Below are 19296 nucleotides of genomic sequence, written 5' to 3' on the forward strand. Positions count from 1 at the left end.
GGGCGGAAAGCCTTGACCACGCAGCCCACCACGGCGCCGGAGCCGTGGCGCGACGCCACAGCCGACCCGGGCGAGCGCGTCCGCGCGCTGATGGCCCGCATGAGCCTCCGCGAAAAGCTCGCCCAGCTCTACGGCGTGTGGGTCGGCATCGACTCCGGTGGCGAGATGGCCCCGCACCAGCACGACTTCGTCGACCCGTCGGTCGACTTCGACGACCTGGTCCGCCACGGCATCGGGCAGCTGACCCGGGTGTTCGGCACCCGCCCGGTCGACCCGGTGATCGGCGCGCACAGCCTGGCGCGCACCCAGCGGCAGATCGCGGCCGGCAGCCGGTTCGGGATCCCCGCCGTGGTGCACGAGGAATGCCTGACCGGGCTGGCCGCGTGGCAGGCCACGATCTACCCGGCCCCGCTGTCGTGGGGTGCGACGTTCGACCCGGACCTCGTGCGGCGGATGGCGGCGCGGATCGGCGCGACGATGCGCGGGCTCGGCGTGCACCAGGGGCTCGCGCCGGTTCTCGACGTCGCCCGGGACCTGCGCTGGGGCCGCGTCGAAGAGACCATCGGCGAAGACCCGTATCTGGTCGGCACGATCGGCAGCGCGTACGTCGCCGGCCTCGAGTCGGCCGGCATCGTCGCGACGCTGAAGCACTTCGTCGGCTACTCCGCCTCGCGGGCCGGGCGTAACCTGGCGCCCGTTTCCGCCGGGCCGCGCGAAATCGCGGACGTCCTGCTCCCGCCGTTCGAGCTGGCGCTGCGGGCGGGCGCGCGGTCGGTGATGAACGCCTACACCGACACCGACGGCCTCCCGGCCGCCGCCGACGCGGAGCTGCTGACCGGGCTCCTGCGCGACACCTACGGTTTCGACGGCACGGTCGTCGCCGACTACTTCTCCGTGGCGTTCCTGCACCGGCTGCACGGCGTCGCGGCCGACCGCGGCGACGCGGCCGGGCAGGCGCTGGCCGCCGGGATCGACGTGGAACTGCCGACCATGGACTGCTACGGCGAGCCGCTGCTCGCCGCGGTGGAAGGGGGCGCGGTCGACGCCGCCGTCGTCGACCGCGCCCTCGAACGCGTGCTGCGGCAGAAGTGCGAGCTGGGCCTGCTCGACGCGGACTGGGCGCCCGAGTTCCCGGAGGAGATCGACCTCGACGACGCCGGCTCGCGCGCGATGGCGCGCGAGGTGGCCGAGAAGTCGATCGTGCTGCTGCACAACGACGGGACGCTGCCACTGGCCCCCGGCGCGAAGCTCGCCGTCGTCGGGCCGCGCGCGGACGCGGCGGGCGCGATGCTCGGCTGCTACTCGTTCCCGCTGCACGTCGGCGTGCACCACCCCGACGTCCCGTTCGGTGTCTCGGTGCCGACGGTGGTGGAAGCGCTGCGCTCCGCCCACGACGTCACCTACGCCCTCGGCTGCCCGGTCACCGGCGGGGACGACGAAGGGATCGCGGAAGCCGTGTCGGCGTGCGCGGACGCGGCGGTGTGCGTGGCCGTGCTGGGCGACCGGGCCGGGCTGTTCGGCGGCGGCACGTCCGGCGAAGGCTGCGACGCGCCCGATCTGCGGCTGCCCGGCCGGCAGGAAGAACTGCTGGACGCGTTGCTGGACACGGGCAAGCCGGTGGTCCTGGTGCTGCTTTCGGGCCGGCCGTACGAGCTTTCGCGTCAGCTGCCGCGGCTGGCCGCGGTGGTGTGCGGGTTCTACCCCGGCGAAGAAGGCGCGCCCGCGCTGGCGGACGTCCTCGGTGGACGGATCGACCCGGCCGGCCGGCTGCCGGTGAGCTTCCCGGCGGCCGGCGCGAGCCAGCCGTCGACCTACCTGGCGGCGCCGCTCGGCCGGCGCAGCGAGGTGAGCACGGTCGACCCCACTCCCCTGTTCCCCTTCGGCCACGGGCTTTCCTACGCCCCGGCGACCTGGGTGGACGTCAGTGCGACGGGCTCGCTCTGGCCGACCGACGGCGTCTGCCGGGTCCGGGTGACGCTGCGCAACGACCACGACCGCGAGACCTCCGAAGTCGTCCAGGTGTACCTGCACGACCCGGTCGCCGAGGTCGCGCGACCCGAGCGGCAGCTGATCGCGGCGCGCCGGGTCACCGTGGCCCCGGGCGCGAGCGTGGTGCTGGACATCGGGCTGCACGCGGACCTGACCTCCTACACCGGGCGCGCCGGGCGCCGCCAGGTCGACCCCGGTGACGTCGAGCTGCGCGTGGGTACGTCGAGCGAGCAGATCGTCGCGACCCTGCACTGCACGCTGACCGGGCCGCGCCGGCACGTCGGCTTCGACCGGGTCCTGACCCCGGAGTTCTCGTTGTGAGACGCACTTCGCTGATCGCCGTGCTGGCGCTGCTGACCGCGTTGTTCGTCGGCGCCTCGGGCCGCCCGCCGTCGTCGCACTGGGTGGCGACGTGGACGTCGATGCCGCAGCTGACCGAGCCGGGCAACCTGCCGCCGGCGCCCTACACCGGCACGGACCGGGTGCTGGACAACGCTTCCCTGCGGCAGACGGCGCACGTCACGGCCGGCGGGCCCCGCATCCGCCTGCGGTTCTCGAACGCCTTCGGCGGCGCGCCCCTGCCGCTCACGGCGGTCACGGTGGCGCGGCCGGTCGCGGGGGCCGCCGGGGGCTCGGCGGTCGTCTCGGGCAGCGCGGTACCGGTGACGTTCCACGGCAAGGCGGGCACGGTGGTTCCGGTGGGCGCGCAGGTGGTCTCCGATCCGCTGCCCTTCCCGGTGCGGCCCTTCGAGAACGTCGCCGTGACGACCTACCTGGCGCACGGGCAGGCGTCCCTGTCGGTCACTTCGCACCCGGGCTCGCGGACGACGTCGTACCTGGTGCCCGGTGACCAGGTGGCCGCGCCGGAGCTGCCCGGCGCGACCCCGGTGGACCACTGGTACTTCCTCAGCGGCGTCGAAGTGCTGTCCCCGGCCTCGGCGGTGGCGGTGATCGGCGACTCGCTGTCCGACGGCCGCGGCTCGACGACGAACGGCAACGACCGCTGGCCGGACGTCCTCGCCTCGCGGGTCCCATCAGCCGTGCTGAACCAGGCCGCGGGCGGCAACCGCGTGCTGCAGGACGGCCTCGGCCCGAACGTGCTGGCGCGCCTGGACCGCGACCTGCTCGCCCAGAGCGGCGTGTCGCGGGCGATCGTGTTCGAAGGCGTCAACGACCTCGGCACGGCCACCCCGGCCGCCGCCGCGGACGTGGCCGCGCAGCTGATCGACGCCTACGACCAGATCCTGGTCCGCGCCCACGCGGCCGGCATCGAGGTGTACGGCGCGACGCTGACCCCGTTCGGCGGCAACACCGGCTACGACGCACCGGAGCGCGAAGCGGCGCGTCAGCAGGTGAACGCGTGGATCCGCGACCCCGGCCACTTCGACGCGGTCCTCGACTTCGACCGCGTGGCCCGCGACCCGGCGGCCCCGGCGCGCCTGCTGCCGGCCTACGACGTCGGCGACCACCTGCACCTCAATCCCGCCGGATATCGCGCATTGGGTTCGAGCGTTCCCGCGCGCCTATTCCGAACGGACTGAAAGAAATGCCGGCCGGGCGGAAAGTGGACAATTCCTGGACGTCATTTTCCGCGAGTCATCACGGATCGCCGACCCGGACCTGACGGACGGTGATCACCCCGGCGGGCGCCGGATATCCGTTGGGACACAAGCGAGTCTCGAAGGTGGGGGCCTGTGCCGCGCGTCACAGGCTTCACCCTATAGTGGCGCCCGTCTGTTCGTCCCCACAGTGAGCCGTCGCTCCCCGGGAAGGGAACCCATGTCCGACGTCATCAACAGCATCTTCGGCCGCCCCAAGAACGAAAACCCCAGCTCCGGCGGGTACGCCTACGGCACCCCCGAGCCCGAACCCGCGGTCGCCGAGGCCCCGGCCGACGGCGCCGAGGACACGGATTCCGCACCCGAGACCGAAGCCGCCGCGGAAACGGCCGAGGTCGAGACCACCGAGACCGCCGAAGACGACACGGCCGCGACGGACTTCGAAGAGGACAGCGCCGGAGACGACGACACGGCCGCCGTTGCCGAGGACGACACCGACGCCGACGCCACCGAGGACGACACGGCGGCGGACACCGCCGTCACCGACGACGACACCGAGCCGGCGGCCGAGACGGAAGCGACCGAGGAGCCGGTCGCCGAAGCCGAGACCGTCGCCGAAGAAGAGCCGGCCACCGAGCCGATCGCCGAGCCCGTCGCCGAGACCGAGCCCGTCGTCGAAGCCGAGCCGGTCGCGGAGGTGGAACCGGCCGCCGCGGCGGTCATCGCCGAAGCCGAGACCGTGGTCGCCGAAGCGGCCCCGGCCGAGGTCCGGCCCGCCGCCGGCACCCGCGGCAGCACCACGGTCGCCGACGGCGTGGTCGCGAAGATCGTCACCCGGGTCACCGCCAAGGCCGAAGGCGTGCACAGCGTCGACGAAGACGGCATCAAGATCGAGCTCGCCGACGAGGTCGCCTGGATCACCATCCCGCTGGTGATCGCCTTCGGCCACGCGGTCAAGGCGCTCGGCGAGCAGATCCGGGTCTCCGTGATCGACGCCGTCGAGCAGTACCTGGGCCTCGACGTCGAGGTCGTGGACGTCCACGTCACCGACATCCACTTCCCGGAAGCGGACTGACCGCGGGCGCCCGGTCCCGCGGGACCGGGCGCCCTCTCGGGACGCTCTCCGTCGTACCGCGAGCACCCGCGCCACTCCTTCGAGTGGTGCGGCGATTCCCCCGTGGGTAAAGAATTCCCGGCCCGCCGCCGTCGTCGAGCCGGGTGCGGGCCGCGCTGCTAAAGTTCCGCGCTCTGGTCCGGACCACGCCGGCCCGATCTCCGGAAAAAGGCGACACTTGACCCACCTGACCCGCCCCGGCCTGCGCGAGCCCGCGCCGGACACGCCCGACTGGCACGTCACCGCGTTCCTCGCACCGCGGCCGGGCGACGGCGACCACTCGGCGCTCGACGAAGTCCGCGCCCTGCGCGCCCGCATCGTGGTCGACCACGGCCGGCGCCCCGCGTTCCGCCGCGCGGACGGCACCCAGGCCGACGACCGGAACCTCGATTTCGGCGCCTGGCACTTCCTCGCGCGACGCAGTCCCGGCGGCCCGCCGCTCGGGTACGTCCGGCTGTCCACACCGGACACGGCCGCGTTCTTCCGGTCCCGCGACTTCCTCGGGGACCAGGACTACGAAGAACTCCTGGCGGCCGAGGGGTTCCCCGTCGAGGGCGTGTTCGAGCCCAGCCGGCTCGTCGTCGAGCACGGCGCCCGCCGGCTCGGGCTCGGGCTCCACCTGAACGCGCTGGCCATCGGCGCGGCCCACCACCTCGGCGCGCGGGCGGTGATCGGCACGTCCGGCACGAAGGACGGCCAGGACCGCTTCCACGAGCGCTTCGGCTTCCGGCCCGTCCGCGGCACGCGCCGGTACGTGCCGCAGTACACCGAAGACGTCGTCGTCATGCTCCACCGCGTCGCCGACGGCGGCGGGCAGCACCACGACCTGATCACCCGGCTGCGGGACGAGTTCCCGGTCGTCGCCGGCGCGGGACCCCGCACCACCCGGGTCACCTCGCGTGGCGCCGCGACGCCCGACCGCGACACCTTCCGGCCGGTCCTGCACGCCGCGGCCGAACTCGACGCGCTGCTGGCATCGGGTGCTGTCCGCGACATCCACGACACGATCGACGACCAGCTCACCGAGCTGGTCCGCGCCCGCGAACCGGCGTGCCGCGACGCCACCGAGGTCGCGCGCGAGAAGCGCGAGCGGCTGGCCGGCACCGAGCCGTGGGAGTACGGCACGTGGGCGTGGTACCCGTGGTCAGCGCGGCTGGTGCACGTCCTGCCCCGCGAGGAGTTCCACCTGGCCCGCACCGGCCGGAAGCAGTTGTCCGGCCAGCGGATCGGCGTCCTCGGCCGGTCGGACGGCGACAGCGTGGCGCTGACGTTGGCGCGGGAGGGCATCGGCGGCGCGTTCAAGCTGGCCGACTTCGGGCCCTCCGGCCTGAACCGCCTGCGCGGCGGCCTGCACGACATCGGCGTCGACCAGGCGGTGCTGACGGCCCGGCAGCTGGCCGAGCTCGACCCGTACCTCGACGTCGAGGTCGAACGTGCCGGACTGACCCCGGAAACGATCGAGCGGTTCTTCGCCGGCGGGCTCGACCTGCTCGTCGAGGGGTGCGCTACGCCGTGGGCGAAGATCGCGGCCCGCGAGTACGCGCGCGACCTCGGCATCCCGGTCGTGATGGCCACCGGCCGCGGCACGCTCGACGTCGAGCGCTTCGACCGCGAACCCGACCGCCCGCTGCTGCACGGCCTGCTCGGCGACGTGAAGTCGGTCGACGTCCTCGAGCTGACCGCGAGTTCCCGGACCGAGCTGCTCCGGACCATCGAGGACGCCGACCGGCCGGAGCCGGCACCGGGTGCCGCGCTCGTCGGCGCGCTGTGCGGCGAGGCGGCCCGCCGCATCCTGCTCGGCCGCCCGTGCGAGTCCGGCCGCTTCCACGCCGACCTCGACGAGCAGCTGCACGGTCCGTAACACGAACGGCGGCACGATCGACCGTAGGTAGACTGCCGTTGCGTTCGGTGACGGATCGGGGAGGCGGCACATGCCCATCGACAAGGTGCGGGTGGATCTGGGCTGGGGCCCGGCGAAACTGTCCGGCGAATGGCGCCCGGACCAGGCCGAACGCGATGCGGCGTGGGAACTGTACGTCGAGCTGGTCACCCGCGTCACGGTGGCCCCGCTGGCTCCGGACCACGGCATCCTGCGCGAGGCGCTCAGCTCGCTGTACCAGCTGTTCGGCGTGACGCGGGAAATCCTGCGCCGGTACGGGCCGTCCGTGGCGAAGCCGCCTCGAAAGGGTGAATACCGCTTCGGTCACCTGGCGATCTGGATGCTGAACGCGGTCCTGCGCCCGGTACTGGCCCAGTGGCACCCGGCGTTGCAGGAGTGGGAGGCGAGCCGTCCCGACGGCACGGCGGTGGTCGTCCACGAGGCAGCGTGGGAGAAGTCGGTGGAGCTGCGCGCGGAACTGGAGCGGCTGCGGCTCGTGCTGCTGCAGTACGCGGAGATCTTCGCCAAGGTCTGCGAAGCGCCGGCGTTGATCGATGCGACGCACGACATCCTCGCGCAGTACGAGGCCGAGCAGTCCTAACGCACGACCTCGTAACGCAGGTGCGTGACGTCGCGGTCTTCGAGGCGGCGGACCAGCCGCAGCTCGACCGGGTCCGACTCGCCGAACAGGCGCCGTCCGCCGCCGAGCAGGACCGGGACCAGGTCGATTTCCAGCTCGTCCAGCTCGCCGGCCGCCAGCAGGGCCTGCGCCGCACCCGCACCGTGCACCATGACCCCGCGGTCGCCGGCCGCCGCGCGGGACTCCTCGGCGCACGCCACCACGTCCGTGAAGTACCGCGCGCTGCCGGGTAGTGCGTCGGCCGGGTCCGCGTGGCGGGTCAGGACGTTGATCGGCACGCCGTCGTGGTGGTCGCCACCCCACCGGCCGGCCAGCTCGAACGTCCGCCGTCCCGAGATCAGCGCGCCGGTCGAACACGCCTCGCGGTAGACCCGGCCGCTGGGTCCGGCACCGTGGCGTTCGTCGAGCCAGTCGAACAGCCGTCCCCCGCCGCGGCCCAGTTCCTGGCCCGGCCGGTCGTCGGGACCGGCGATGTAGCCGTCGAGGGACATGGACATGTAGAGGCGGATCATGGGGTGCTCCTCGGGTCGCGTTCGCTTCACCCCTGCGTCGAACGAACTCCGCCCCAATCGACACGCCTCACTCGTCCCGCGCCCGGGCGATCACCTCTTCCAGCCGCAGCGGGCTCGCCGGGTGGTGGGACAGGCACAGCGGCGTCGCCACCTGGCGGAACCCGAACGCCTCCCCCGCCACGTAGAACTGCGCGCGCTCCAGCCGTGAGATGTCCGCGACCGGACTCCCCTTCGCCCGGGCCAGCTCGTTGGCCGCCGCGATCTGGGCCGGGCTGTTCAACCGGCCGAAGAACTGCGTCATCGCGTTGCCGACGACCTGGTTGTGCAGCCCCTTCGGCGCCTGCGTGGCGAACAGCAGCCCCAGCCCGTACTTGCGGGCCTGCGACGCGAGCACGATCGTGCTGCGCGTACTCGCCGTGAGGCTCCCCGACGACGCCATCGTCTGGGCTTCGTCCATCACGAACAACGCCCCCAGCGGCCGCTCCCCCGCCGGGTTGCGCTTGATCCAGGCGAACAGCTCCATCTGCAGCTGGTTGACGAAGTTCTGCCGCTGCTCGTCCGCCTGCAGCCCGACGAAGCTGATCACCGAGACGCGGGCCCGCTTGCCGTCCGCGGGAGTCAGCAACACGCCCGGATCGACCGGCTCGCCGCCACCCGCGAAGAGCGGGTCGTTGACCATCGCCGCCTTGAGCACCTCGGCCAGGCCGGCCGCGATGCGCTTGGCGTCGTTGAGGTTGCTGACGTCCTCGGGCAGATCGGTCAGCAGCTCGATCAGCTCGGGCAGGCTTCGCGAGCCGGTCTTCGCGTGCTCGACGACCGCCTGCCGCAACACGGCCAGCCCGATGTTGGTCTTCGCGGTGCTCCCGGTCAGCCGCGCTTGCGGAGCCAGGGTCGCGACGGCCACCTCGACGGCGGCGGCGAACTCGTCGGAGTCGTCGAGCACGCCGGCGAAGTCCGGCAACGGCTGGAACGCGAGCGGCCGCCCGGTCGCCCGTCCCGGCGTCCACACGACGACGTCGGTCTCGGCGAGGTACCGCTTCGCGAGCTGGGCGTCGTCGGGCCCCCAGCTCTCCGGCGGCGTCGGCCAGGCGTCACCGAGGCGGGCGAGGTCGTTGTTGGGATCCAGGACGATCGCGGAGACGCCCAGCAGCGCGCACTCCTCGACGATCCGCCTGAGCAGCACGGTCTTCCCGGACCCGGACCCCGCGAAGACGGCGGCGTGCTTGCGCAGCGCGGAAAGCTCGACCCGCACCGGCTCCCCCGACCCGACGACGGTCCCGAGCGTGATCTCCCCGTCGGCCGGTGGCGGATGGGTCCCTTCGGCAGGCTGCCCCGACGGCTTCTCCGGCAAGACGGCGGACAACAACTCGGACCGGCTCGCGGGCCGTCGGTCGATCAGCCATTCATGCAGTTCCCGGCCACCGTTGGCGAGCATCTTGTCCAGAGCCCAGAAAATCCGGACGTCGGCCGCGCTCGGCGGGATCGTCTTGCCGCCCGCGGTCGTGAACTTGTCCACCTCTTCCCGCGTCTTCGCGCCCTTTCCCCAGGCGTCCCGCAGGATCACGAGGTGCCGGTTGTCCGCCCCTTGCCGCTGCCCCGCGGCGGACCGCGCCTTCCGGAACCGGCTCAGCGCGGCCCGCGGATCCCGTGCGGGAATCGCCCGGAAGGCCCAGTGCTCCTGGAGGTCGGCGGCCTCGTCGAGGGTCCGAGTGAGCCAGGCGTGCACCTCGCTGCGGGCGTTCTGCCGCTCGCACGACCACTCGAGGTCGTCATCCCCGACTTCGGTCACCCAGCACCGAAGGGCGGCGGAGAGGAGATCGGGCATGGCCTTGTCGACGCTCTTCTCGGCGAGCAGCTTCCCGGGATCGGCTTCCGCTTGCAGCTTTTCGAATTCACTGTCGAGCTCGGCGAACCGGTCACTCTCGACCGCCGTGCGCACGGGCGCGACCGGCACCGGGGTCTTCTCGTCGAAGGAAAAGAGTTCCCTGACCTGCCCGCTGCGCAGGCACGCGTCGATGTGCGCGCCGATCCGCTTCAGCAGCTCACGCGGTGTCCACTGCTCCCACGGCTCGTCGAACGCCTCGGGCGCCACGGGCCAGCTCGGGTAGGGCGGGGTGAACTCCATGGCCTGGTAGGCGACGCCCAGCCGTTTCTCGACCAGCGCCCGCCCGACTTCGGCGTGGGTGATCCGGCCGAGCATCACCGATTCGCGGAAGCGATCCGGGACGGTTCCCGCCGCCTTGGTCTTGATCTGCTCCCACGTCGACGGCAGGCAAGCCAGCACGGTCAGGGTCTTGTGGGTGACCTCCCGCAGACCCATCAGCCCGTCGGCGATCTGCGCCACGAGCAGGTCGTCCCCGACGCCTTCGCCGAGCATGCCCTGCGTCGACCGCGCGACGAGCGTGTCGAGCTGGTCGACGGCGATCACGACCGGCCCGGTGAGGGCGAGCAGCCGCGTGATTTCCTGGACGAGGACGCGGGACGGTTTCGGCCTCGAGTAGATGTTCCACTGCCGGGCTTCCGACGTAAGCTCCGCGTCGCCGTCGAGGAAGTCCTCGCCGATGTACTTGGCGCCGCGGTCCCGGCTGGCGATGAGCACGAGGGCTCGCGCGGTGTCCCCGCATTCGTCGGCGACCATCTCGTCGAGCGAAGCCACCCCGTCGACGAACGCCTCGACGTCCTCCACCGTCAGCCCGCGCCCCCGCCGGATCCGCCCCTCGACCTCGGCGGCGACGTGCGCCCGCAGGCACACGCGCAGCAGGAACCGCTTCAGCTGGGACTCACCCGAATCGTCCGGCCGGGTCAGCCCACGGCGCAGCGCCTCGGCCGTGTTTTCCCAGAACGCCTCGGCGGCGGTGACGTCGTCGAGGAAGAAGTACCCCCGCGCGCGGTGCACCTGACGCCGGACGAGGCCCAGCAAGTGGGTCTTGCCGACCCCCTTCAAGCCGCGCAGGACGAGCCCGATCGGGCTGGGCCCGTCGCTGGTCACCGCATCGCGGATCCCCGTGTCGAGTGCGGCGAGCGCATCGGCGTGCAAGCCCTCGACGTGGTACGGCGAATCCCGCCAGACGTGGTCGGGGGTGTCCGCCCAGTCGAAGCTCAGCGTCGCCAGTGCTTTCAGCTCGTCCATCACGACGCCTCGAACGCGACGAAGTGGTTGTCCTCGCCGCCGATGCGGATCGCCGCTTCGTGGTCGGCCGCGGTGAGCGCCTTGCGGTTGTCCTCCGGGACCAGGTGCACCTCTCCCGCGCGGCTCAGTTCCTTCAGCACGGCATCGACTTCCGCCGCGGGTGCACCCAGCTTCGGCCGCAGGTCGACCAGGCCGACCCAGCCCCGAGGCTCCTTCACGAGCTCGCGGTAGGCGACGCGGATCCGGTCTTCGAGGCTGCCGCCCGACACGGTCGTCGCAGCCGGGACGGCTTCGCCCTCGGTGAAGACGTCGGCCAGCCGGAGCTTCTCGCGCTGCAGGAAGCCGTCCAGCCCGCCGAGGATGACGTACAGCGCCGCGGCCAGCGGACTCTGGCCCCGCTGCGGCGGCGGACCGCCCATCGTCAGTTCCTGCTCGCACCACGCCCAGCCGCTCTCGCTCAGCTCGTGCACGAAACTCCGCTTGGGGCCCGTCCTGTCGCTGTCGACGTAGCCGAGCTTGTTCAGCCCCGTGCGTTCGGTGCCCGTGAGGGTGAACCCCACGACCTCCTCCAGCTCCTGGTTGGACACCTCCCGGCCCAGCACCATCAGCGTGAACATCGCCGCGGTCTGCTTCTGTCCCAAGCGGTCCGTCATTCGAGATCCTTCCGGTGCTGCGTCGTGGTTTTCGCGCGGGTTTCGAGGAGGCGCAGGAGCCACTCGATCGCGTGGCGGGTCGGCAGGGGGGCGCCGTCGCGGACGTCGCCGTTCGGGGGGCGGGTGCGGGTGGCCACCGCCAGGTCGGCGGCGAGGTCGTTGGCCCGGGCGTCGTCGCCGGCGCCGATCGCGGCGCGGAGGCCCTCGATCAGCTCGTCGACCAGGTCCCAGCGGGACGGGCGCAGATGCGCGTCGCGGGCCTGGTGCAGGACTTCGGCGACGTCGACCGCGTCGAGCAGCGGGGTGAAGCCGCGCAGCTGGCCGACCAGGTCGCGGGCCACCTCCGCCGGGCCCCGCGCGCCGAGGCGGAGGTAGCGCAGGTTGCCGACGTAGCCGGGTAAGCCGGCCGCCTCCGTGCCGGACGTCAGGACCGGGATGACCCGGCGGTCCTGGCCGAGCGTCCGGTGCAGGAACAGCTCGACCTCCGCCGACTGCCAGCGGCTCACCTTGCCGTCGACGACCAGGCACAGGTGGCGCGCGTCGTCCGCGGCCCTGGACAGCAGGGAGCGGTCGCCCGACAGGGACTTCACGACCCGGACGTCCAGCTTCTCCAGTTCCGCGACCAGCTCGGCCGCCGGTCCCACCGACGAGCGCGGGATGCTGACGCGCAGTTCGTGGGTGAACTCGTGGCGGCTCGCGCGCACCGCCGCGACGTACGCGTCGCGGTTCTCCGCCAGCAGGTCGGTGCGGTCGAAGCGGCACGCGATCACCGCCGCGACCGTCTCCAGCGCGAACCCGATCTGGTCCGCGCTCGGCGTCTTCTCCGACAGCACCGGCAGCTGCTCGCCGAAGCTCCAATACGACACGTACGGCAGCGTCAGGTGCCGGGACATCGTCTCCGGCGCGACGCCCTGGTCGAGCCACGTCCGGTACAGCTCGGCCGTCTCTCCGAGGACGATCCGCCGCCACTCCTCCGACCGGCCGTACTCCTCCCGGTTGTCGAAGCGCGACAGGACCGGCAGGACGGTCAGCCGGGACCGGTCGAACGGCAGCAGGTTCCGCGCCACGTCCGCGCGCCGCGCGAGTTCCATCGCGCCGCGGATGCTCTGCCGGTTCGCGGTGAACAGCAGCACGAGGTGGTCCGGCAGGTGCGCGGTGCAGATGCTGCCGATGTCGGAGATCCCGGTGCGGCTGTCGATGAGGACGAAGTCGTAGTCCGCGGTCCACTGCTCCCGGCACTTCTCGAGGTATTCGCCGAACCCCTCGTCGTACAGGACGTCCCAGTCGATCGCCTGGACCTGGCCGATGTACCCGGGCCCTTCGCTCCCGGCGGCGATGAAGTCGAGCGCGCGGGCGCCCCGCAGCCGCGTGACGTGCGCGCCCGGCGCGAACCGGCCGGCCTGGAAGTCCGCCACGAGGTCCACCACGCCACCGCGCGGTTTTCCCGGCAGCTGCGGCCGGAAGTAGTCGACGAGCCCGGGCGCTTCGAGGTCCCAGTCCAGGCAGAGCACCCGGTGGCCCCAGCGGGCGAGCAGGACGGCGATGTTGGCCAGCGTGAAGCTGCGGCCGACACCGCCCTTGTAGGAGTAGAAGGTGAACACCGAACCCGGCATCCGTCAGAACCTCGGCATCCGCGCCGGCTTCGACGGCTCGGGAGCCGGGGTCAGCACCGGCCAGTCCGCCCGCCAATCCGGCGCTCGTTCGATGAGTTCTTCCAGTTCCTTGGCGATTTCCGCGATCTTGTGGTTGAACTCGAGGTACGCCGGCGCCAGCTGGAAGTGCTCGAACGGGTGGTTCCACTGCTGCAGGTCGCGCATGCGCCGCTCGTGGGCCCAGTCCGGGAAGTTCCGGGAGTCGCAGAAGATCACCGGGTAGATCAGCGGCCCCGCGGTCAGCTCCTCGCGCTTCGCCATGGAGTACCACTCCGCCAGGCACCATTCGTCGCGGAAGTACTTCGGCGAGCACACCGGAACCAGGACGCGGGTGTGCTGCAACGCCGTGCGCCATTCGACCGGCCAGCTGGTCCCGGTGGGCACGCGGTCGTCGCAGAATATCCGCGCGTCGCGGTAGAGGTTGTTGTCGAGCACTTCCGAGAGCCGCGGGTGGAAATGGTTTTTCACCCACGCGGAAATGTCCCGGCCGGTGCGTTGGTAGCTGATGAACACGTCGTACTCGTACACGCGTGCGCTCGCTCCTTCACCGCTCCCCACCAGGCAACGGCCATCCTAGGCCGGGCCGGAGCGGCCGGGAAAGGCGGGAAACTGGACAGAACCATGCCAGTACCTGGCCACCACTGGACAATATCTCCGGCCCACTCGAAAACCTTGACAAACGCCGAACCGGCGGATAATCGTTTTGCCGATGACCGACCGTGAAGCGCCCCGGGTGTTCGTCACCTACGCGCACGACACCCCAGAGCACAAGGAACTCGTGCACCGCTTCGCGTCGTTTTTGCGCGTCGGGATCGGCCTGGACGTGCACCTCGACGCCTGGTACGACAACAGGCGCCGGGACTGGTCGTTGTGGGCCACCGAAAACCTGGAGAAGGCGGACTTCATCCTCGTCGTCGCCTCCCCCGACTACAAGCGCCGCGCCGACGGCACCGCGATGCCGCACGAGGGCCGGGGGTCCCAGTTCGAAACGGCGATCATCCGCGACAACCTCACCCGGGATCTGCGCCGGGAGACCGAACGCGTGCTGCCCGTCGTCCTCCCCGGCCGTTCGATCGACGAGATCCCGGCCTTCCTCAACGCGTACTCGACGACGAGGTACTCGATCGACGAGTTCACCGAAGCCGGCGTCGCCGACCTGATCGCCGCGATCACCGGGCAGGGCCAGTACCCGATGCCCCGCCGCGGGACTTGGCTCGGCGGGACCCGGGAGCCCCGCGAAGTGCCCGCGGGCGAGCTGCCGTGGCTGTGCGCCAGCAACGGCGTCCGCCGCGGTCCGGCGTCGATCGGCGGCACGCACTATGAGGAGAGCATCGTGCTGCGGCCGACGTCGCCGACGGCCACCGGAACCGGGTTCGTCGAACTGGAGCTGGGCGGGAACTACCAGCGGTTCAGCACCGTCGCGGGCGTCCCCGACGACGCCAGGGACGAGTTCCAGGTCGGCCGGGTCCGGGTGGTGCTCGACGGGACCCCGCGCGCCCAGCACGACGTCACCGCCGGGAAGCCGGCCGCCATCGACCTCGACGTCACCGGCGCGCGCCTGTTGCGCGTGGAGATGTCCCGCCCGGGCGCCGCGACGTCGCCGTTCGGGTCGGCCGCCGTCGTGGTCACCCGGCCGGGGCGGCCGCCCGAGCTCGCGCTGGGCGACCCCACCATGACCTAGCCGAGTAATGCGTAATTCGGTCAGTGGTCGTAAGCGGTCAGGGATCGGGTGATGGGCCGGCTGGCGGCGCGGTTGTGCCGGATGGCGGCGGTAAGGGCCAGGAAGCGTCGGGCGACGCGGGCTTGCGGTTGCGGTAGGACGGACGAATCAGCCGGACCCCGCACTCGGCGAGGTAGTGGTCGCAGATCGCCATGAGCACCTGCCGCTCGTCGACCGTCGGGCCGGCCGGCGCCCAGACGATCGGCAGTCCGGCCGGGGTGCAGACCAGGTGCAGCCGCAGGCCCCAGAACCATCGCGAGTGTGAACGGCAGAAGCCGCACTTGGCCCAGCCGGCCAGCGGGCCTCGGAGGCGCCGGCCGGTGAGGTGGTCGTCGATCTTGACGTGGAGTGCGGTGAGAAGGATGTTCAGGTCCGTCGTCACAAACAGATCTTGGACACCCTTCGTCCACCTCCGGTCACCACCCGGACTTACGCATTACTCGCCTAGCCGCTCACGGGGTGATGACCACCTTCAACGCCGAGTTCGCGGCCGCGTTGGCGAAGACCTCGTACGCCTCCTCCACCTCCCCGAACGTGAACCGGTGGGTGCCCATGCGCTCGGCCGGGATGCGGCCCGACGCCACCATCTTCAGCAGCGTCGGGATCGAGACCGTGTCGACCAGGCCCATCGTCAGGGTCAGGTTCTGGATCCACATCTCCTGCATCGGCAGCTCGACCGGCACCCCGTGGACGCCGATGTTCGCGATGCGCCCGCCCGGGCGGACCAGGGAGACCGCCGTGCGCAGGGTTTCCGGGTAGCCGACCGCTTCGATCGCCACGTCCACGCCGAGGCCGTCGGTCAGGCCCAGCACATCGGCGCGGGTGTCCGGGCCGGCTTCGAACGCGTCCGTCGCGCCGAACTCCAGTGCCTTCTCCAGGCGGAACTTGTCGGAATCCACGGCGATCACCTTCGCAGCGCCCCAGAGCCCGGTCGTCAGGATCGCGGCCAGGCCGACCGCGCCGGCGCCGACCACCGCCACCGTGTCGCCCGGGCGGACGCGGCCGGCCAGGACGCCGACCTCGTAGCCCGTCGGCAGCGAATCCGCGAGGAAGATCGCCTGTTCGTCGGTGACCTCCGGCGGCACCGCGTAGAGCGACGTGTCCGCGTACGGCACCCGCACCAGCTCGGCCTGCGTGCCGTCGATGAGGTGGCCGAAGATCCAGCCGATCCCGCCGACCGTCTGACAGTGCGACGGCATCCCGCGCCCGCAGTACTCGCAGCGCCCGCACTGGGTGATGGCCGGCACGAGCACCCGGTCCCCGACGGCGAACGCGCGCACGGCGTCCCCGATCGCCGTCACCGTGCCGACCGCTTCGTGGCCGAGGATCCGGCCGCCGGTGACCGCGGCGACGTCGCCCTGCAGGATGTGCAGGTCGGTGCCGCAGATCGTGGTGGTGTCGATGCGCACGACCACGTCGGTCGGCTCCTGGACGGCGGCGTCCGGGACGTCTTCCCAGGCCTTCGCACCCGGACCGTGGTAGACCAGCGCCTTCATCGTCGCCTCCGTCGGCCGCCCGGCTCAGACGTCCGGGCCCGGCCGGTTCCGACGCTAGGACCCGGAAACCGGCCCGGCTGTCGCAATTCGAGACACGTCCGGCCCCAGCAGCGCGATCGACGCCCGCACCGCCACCTCGGTGACGTCGCCCGCGCGGCCGCCGTCCTCGACCGTGGTCGCGATCAGCTCGCGCAGGCCGCCCAGCAGGATCACCGCCACCTGGCGCGACGGCGGGCTGATCCCCGCCGCGCGCAACGACGCCGTGTCCGTGAGGCGCTGGGTCATCGCGATGAAGCCCTCCATCGCGTCGCGCTGCAGGTCGCGGGCCGCGGCGCCGAGGGCCGGGACGTCGCGGATCCAGCTCAGCGTGATCGCCGGCTCGGACTCCGCGCACGCGATCCACGCCTCGATCGCCTGGCGCACCTGCAGGGACCACTGCGCGGCGGGGTCGACCGCGTCGGAGATCTGCTGGATCATCGCGCGGTTCGCGTCGGCCAGCAGCGCGATCAGGCACTCTTCGCGGCTCGAGAAGTGCTCGTAGAACGTCCGGCGGGAGGTGCGGGCGCGGCGGACGACGTCGGCCACCGTCGTGTCGCGGAAGCCGGTCTCGGTGATCGACGCGGCCAGGCCGTCCAGCAGGCGCTGGCGGTGCCGGCGGGTGTCGACGTCCACAGCGGTCACCCCTTCCTCTTGAAACCGGATGGTACACCGGCGTACCGTACCGACGGTACGGTCGCGTACCACCTTTCCGGGAGGGTCGATGACGACCATGACACGCCCCGCGACGCTGCCGCCGGGGCCGGCCGTGCCCCGCGCCGTCCAGGGCGCCTACGCGCTCACCCAACCGTTGCGGGGCATGCGGCGGCTCAAAAAGCGCTACGGCGACGCCTTCACCGTCGACGTGCCGATCTTCGGCAACGCCGTCGTGCTCGCCAATCCCGCCGAGATCAAGCAGCTCTTCACCGCCGGCCCCGACCTCGTCGACAACCTCGAAGTCAACCTCGGCCGCGTGCTCGGGCCGCGGTCGCTATTCGCCCTCTCCGGCGACGAACACAAACGGCAGCGCAAGCTCCTCGTGCCGCCCTTCCACGGCCGCCGCCTCGCCGCCTACGAGCGGATCGTCGAGGAAGAAACCGTCCGCGAGCTGGCGAGCTGGCCGGAGGGGAAAGCCTTCGCCACGCTGCCGTCGATGATGCGGATCACGCTCAACGCCATCCTCCGCGCGGTGTTCGGCGCCGAGGGGGCCGAGTTCGCGCAGCTGCGTGAGCTGCTTCCGCCGTTCGTCACGCTCGGGTCGCGCCTGGCCGTCCTGCCGATCCCGAAGAAGGGCCGCTTCAACCCGTGGCGCCGCTTCGAACGGATGCGCCGCGAGTACGACGCGATCGTCGACCGGCTGATCGCCAAGGCCCGCCCGGACGGCGACGACGTCCTCGCGATGATGCTGCAGACCCGCTACGACGACGGTTCCGGGCTCACCCGCGAGGACATCGCCGACCAGCTCCTCACCCTGCTCACCGCCGGGCACGAAACCACGGCGATCACGCTGGCCTGGGCCGTCGAACGCCTTCGCCGCCACCCCGCGCTGCTGGCCGAACTCGAAGCCGGACTCGAGGCGGACGACGGGAAGCTCCTCGACGCGACCATCCTCGAGGTCCAGCGCAGCCGTCCGGTCATCGACCTCACCGCCCGCCAGGTCAAGCAGGACGGCTTCCGGCTCGGCCGCTGGACGCTGCCGAAGGGCTACAACGTGCTGGTCAGCATCGCGCTGGTCCACGACGACGACGCCGTCTTCCCGCAGGCGGCCACCTTCGACCCGCACCGCTTCGAAGGCGCACGCCCGGATCTCTACCAGTGGATCCCGTTCGGCGGAGGCACCCGCCGCTGCCTCGGCGCCGCCTTCGCCACCATGGAGATGACCGTCGTGGTGCGGACGTTGCTGCGGGACTTCACGCTCGTGCCGACGACCGAGCCCGGCGAACGCCGGCACTCGCGGGGCGTGGCCTACGCCCCCGCCAAGGGCGGCCGCGCCATCGTGCGCCGCCGGAGCACCGGAGGAGATTCGTGACCGAACAGACCGCCGACGTCGGCCGGGGCATTTCCCTGGTGTACGAACGGATCGGGGACACCGGCGCCGAGCCCCTGGTGCTCGTCGCCGGCCTCGGCCAGCAGCTGCACAGCTGGCCGGACGCCTTCTGCGCGCAGCTCGCCGAGCGCGGCTTCGAGGTCGTCCGCTTCGACAACCGCGACGCCGGGCGCTCGACGCACCCGCGCTTCCGGCCGCCGAGCCTCGCCGGCATGCTCGCCGGGCGGTTCCCCGAGCAGCAGTACGACCTGCTCGACATGGCCGCCGACACCCTCGGCCTGGTCGACGCCCTGGACCTCGAAACCGCGCACATCGCGGGTGTTTCGATGGGCGGCATGATCTCCCAGACCGTCGCCGCGCGGTACCCGGACCGGATCCGCACCCTGACGTCGATCATGTCGACCACCGGGTCGCGCCTGCTCGGCCGTCCCGCGCTCTCGACGTTGCGGATGATGGGTGCGAAGCCGCCGAAGTCACGCGAAGAGGCCGTCGAAAGCGCGGTCCGGATGTTCCGGCACATCGGGTCGCACGGCTTCCCGTTCGACGAAGCCTGGGTGCGCGAGACGGCCGGGACGGGCTGGGACCGCGACCCGACGGCCGGCGGCGTCGGCCGTCAGCTCGCCGCGATCATGAAGTCCGGCAACCGGACCCCGCTGCTGCGCAAGATCACCGCGCCCACGCTGGTGATCCACGGCGACCGCGACCGGATGGTCCACCCCACCGGCGGCGGCGCGACCGCCCGCGCGATCCGCGGCGCCCGCCGCGAAACCATCGCCGGCATGGGCCACGACCTGCCCGAAGGCGCGTGGCCCACGATCCTCGACCTCATCGACAAGCACGCGAGGAGCAGCGATGTCACGGCCCCGTAG

At 72.0% G+C, this 19296-nt stretch carries 16 protein-coding genes; 8 read left to right on the forward strand and 8 right to left on the reverse strand.

Translation table 11 applies throughout. The annotated features are described in order from the left end of the window. Nucleotides 1-12: 12 nt before the first annotated feature. From MUY14_RS14780 to MUY14_RS14800, 5 genes are all read left to right on the forward strand, one after another. The gene (locus MUY14_RS14780) at nucleotides 13-2310 is read left to right on the forward strand and encodes a beta-glucosidase (RefSeq protein WP_247023575.1); all 2298 of its coding nucleotides are present in this window, start codon (nucleotides 13-15) and stop codon (nucleotides 2308-2310) included. After that, nucleotides 2307-3530, forward strand: coding sequence for an SGNH/GDSL hydrolase family protein (locus MUY14_RS14785; RefSeq protein ID WP_247023576.1), 1224 nt, complete (start codon nucleotides 2307-2309; stop codon nucleotides 3528-3530). The genes MUY14_RS14780 and MUY14_RS14785 overlap by 4 nt, the downstream gene beginning before the upstream one ends. A 238-nt stretch (nucleotides 3531-3768) precedes the next feature. Then, nucleotides 3769-4623 (forward strand): Asp23/Gls24 family envelope stress response protein, encoded by an 855-nt coding sequence (locus tag MUY14_RS14790; protein ID WP_247023577.1) that lies wholly within the window; start codon nucleotides 3769-3771, stop codon nucleotides 4621-4623. A gap of 217 nt (nucleotides 4624-4840) precedes the next feature. Continuing rightward, the gene (locus MUY14_RS14795; RefSeq protein ID WP_247023578.1) at nucleotides 4841-6523 is read left to right on the forward strand and encodes a ubiquitin activation protein; all 1683 of its coding nucleotides are present in this window, start codon (nucleotides 4841-4843) and stop codon (nucleotides 6521-6523) included. A 70-nt stretch (nucleotides 6524-6593) separates the two neighbouring features. Further along, nucleotides 6594-7142 (forward strand): hypothetical protein, encoded by a 549-nt coding sequence (locus MUY14_RS14800; RefSeq protein WP_247023579.1) that lies wholly within the window; start codon nucleotides 6594-6596, stop codon nucleotides 7140-7142. Here the strand turns inward: MUY14_RS14800 and MUY14_RS14805 are convergent. From MUY14_RS14805 to MUY14_RS14825, 5 genes are all read right to left on the reverse strand, one after another. Continuing rightward, entirely contained in the window at nucleotides 7139-7693 is a 555-nt protein-coding gene (locus MUY14_RS14805; RefSeq protein ID WP_247023580.1) for a dihydrofolate reductase family protein, read from the reverse strand. The two genes, MUY14_RS14800 and MUY14_RS14805, sit on opposite strands and share 4 nt — an antisense overlap. Before the next feature lie 67 nt (nucleotides 7694-7760). After that, entirely contained in the window at nucleotides 7761-10823 is a 3063-nt protein-coding gene (locus MUY14_RS14810; RefSeq protein ID WP_247023581.1) for an ATP-binding protein, read from the reverse strand. After that, nucleotides 10823-11476: a hypothetical protein gene (locus MUY14_RS14815; protein WP_247023582.1), complete on the reverse strand. Its 654-nt coding sequence runs from the start codon at nucleotides 11474-11476 to the stop codon at nucleotides 10823-10825. The genes MUY14_RS14810 and MUY14_RS14815 overlap by 1 nt, the downstream gene beginning before the upstream one ends. Beyond that, nucleotides 11473-13089 (reverse strand): KGGVGR-motif variant AAA ATPase, encoded by a 1617-nt coding sequence (locus MUY14_RS14820; protein WP_247023583.1) that lies wholly within the window; start codon nucleotides 13087-13089, stop codon nucleotides 11473-11475. Before MUY14_RS14820 ends, MUY14_RS14815 begins: the two co-directional genes overlap by 4 nt. 3 nt (nucleotides 13090-13092) lie before the next feature. Further along, nucleotides 13093-13656, reverse strand: a complete 564-nt coding sequence (locus tag MUY14_RS14825) for a TIR domain-containing protein (RefSeq protein WP_247023584.1) — start codon at nucleotides 13654-13656, stop codon at nucleotides 13093-13095. Between the two features lie 181 nt (nucleotides 13657-13837). On the opposite strand from MUY14_RS14825, the gene MUY14_RS14830 reads away from it, so the two are divergent. After that, complete coding sequence (locus MUY14_RS14830) at nucleotides 13838-14809, forward strand: SEFIR domain-containing protein (protein WP_247023585.1); 972 nt, start codon at nucleotides 13838-13840, stop codon at nucleotides 14807-14809. Between the two features lie 37 nt (nucleotides 14810-14846). Here MUY14_RS14830 and MUY14_RS14835 read toward each other — a convergent pair whose 3' ends face one another. The 3 genes from MUY14_RS14835 to MUY14_RS14845 form a co-directional block, all read right to left on the reverse strand. Continuing rightward, a complete protein-coding gene (locus tag MUY14_RS14835) occupies nucleotides 14847-15230 on the reverse strand; it encodes a hypothetical protein (protein ID WP_247023586.1) in 384 nt (127 codons plus the stop codon). Between the two features lie 70 nt (nucleotides 15231-15300). Next, entirely contained in the window at nucleotides 15301-16344 is a 1044-nt protein-coding gene (locus MUY14_RS14840; protein WP_247023587.1) for an alcohol dehydrogenase catalytic domain-containing protein, read from the reverse strand. 54 nt (nucleotides 16345-16398) lie between these two features. Next, nucleotides 16399-17025, reverse strand: a complete 627-nt coding sequence (locus MUY14_RS14845) for a TetR/AcrR family transcriptional regulator (RefSeq protein ID WP_247023588.1) — start codon at nucleotides 17023-17025, stop codon at nucleotides 16399-16401. Nucleotides 17026-17104: 79 nt separating this feature from the next. Here MUY14_RS14845 and MUY14_RS14850 point away from each other — a divergent pair, with 79 nt between their 5' ends. Then, complete coding sequence (locus MUY14_RS14850) at nucleotides 17105-18409, forward strand: cytochrome P450 (RefSeq protein ID WP_247023589.1); 1305 nt, start codon at nucleotides 17105-17107, stop codon at nucleotides 18407-18409. Continuing rightward, nucleotides 18406-19296: an alpha/beta fold hydrolase gene (locus MUY14_RS14855; protein ID WP_247023590.1), complete on the forward strand. Its 891-nt coding sequence runs from the start codon at nucleotides 18406-18408 to the stop codon at nucleotides 19294-19296. The genes MUY14_RS14850 and MUY14_RS14855 overlap by 4 nt, the downstream gene beginning before the upstream one ends.

Origin of the sequence: Amycolatopsis sp. FBCC-B4732 (assembly GCF_023008405.1) — a bacterium.
Taxonomy (GTDB): Bacteria; Actinomycetota; Actinomycetes; order Mycobacteriales; family Pseudonocardiaceae; genus Amycolatopsis; species Amycolatopsis pretoriensis_A.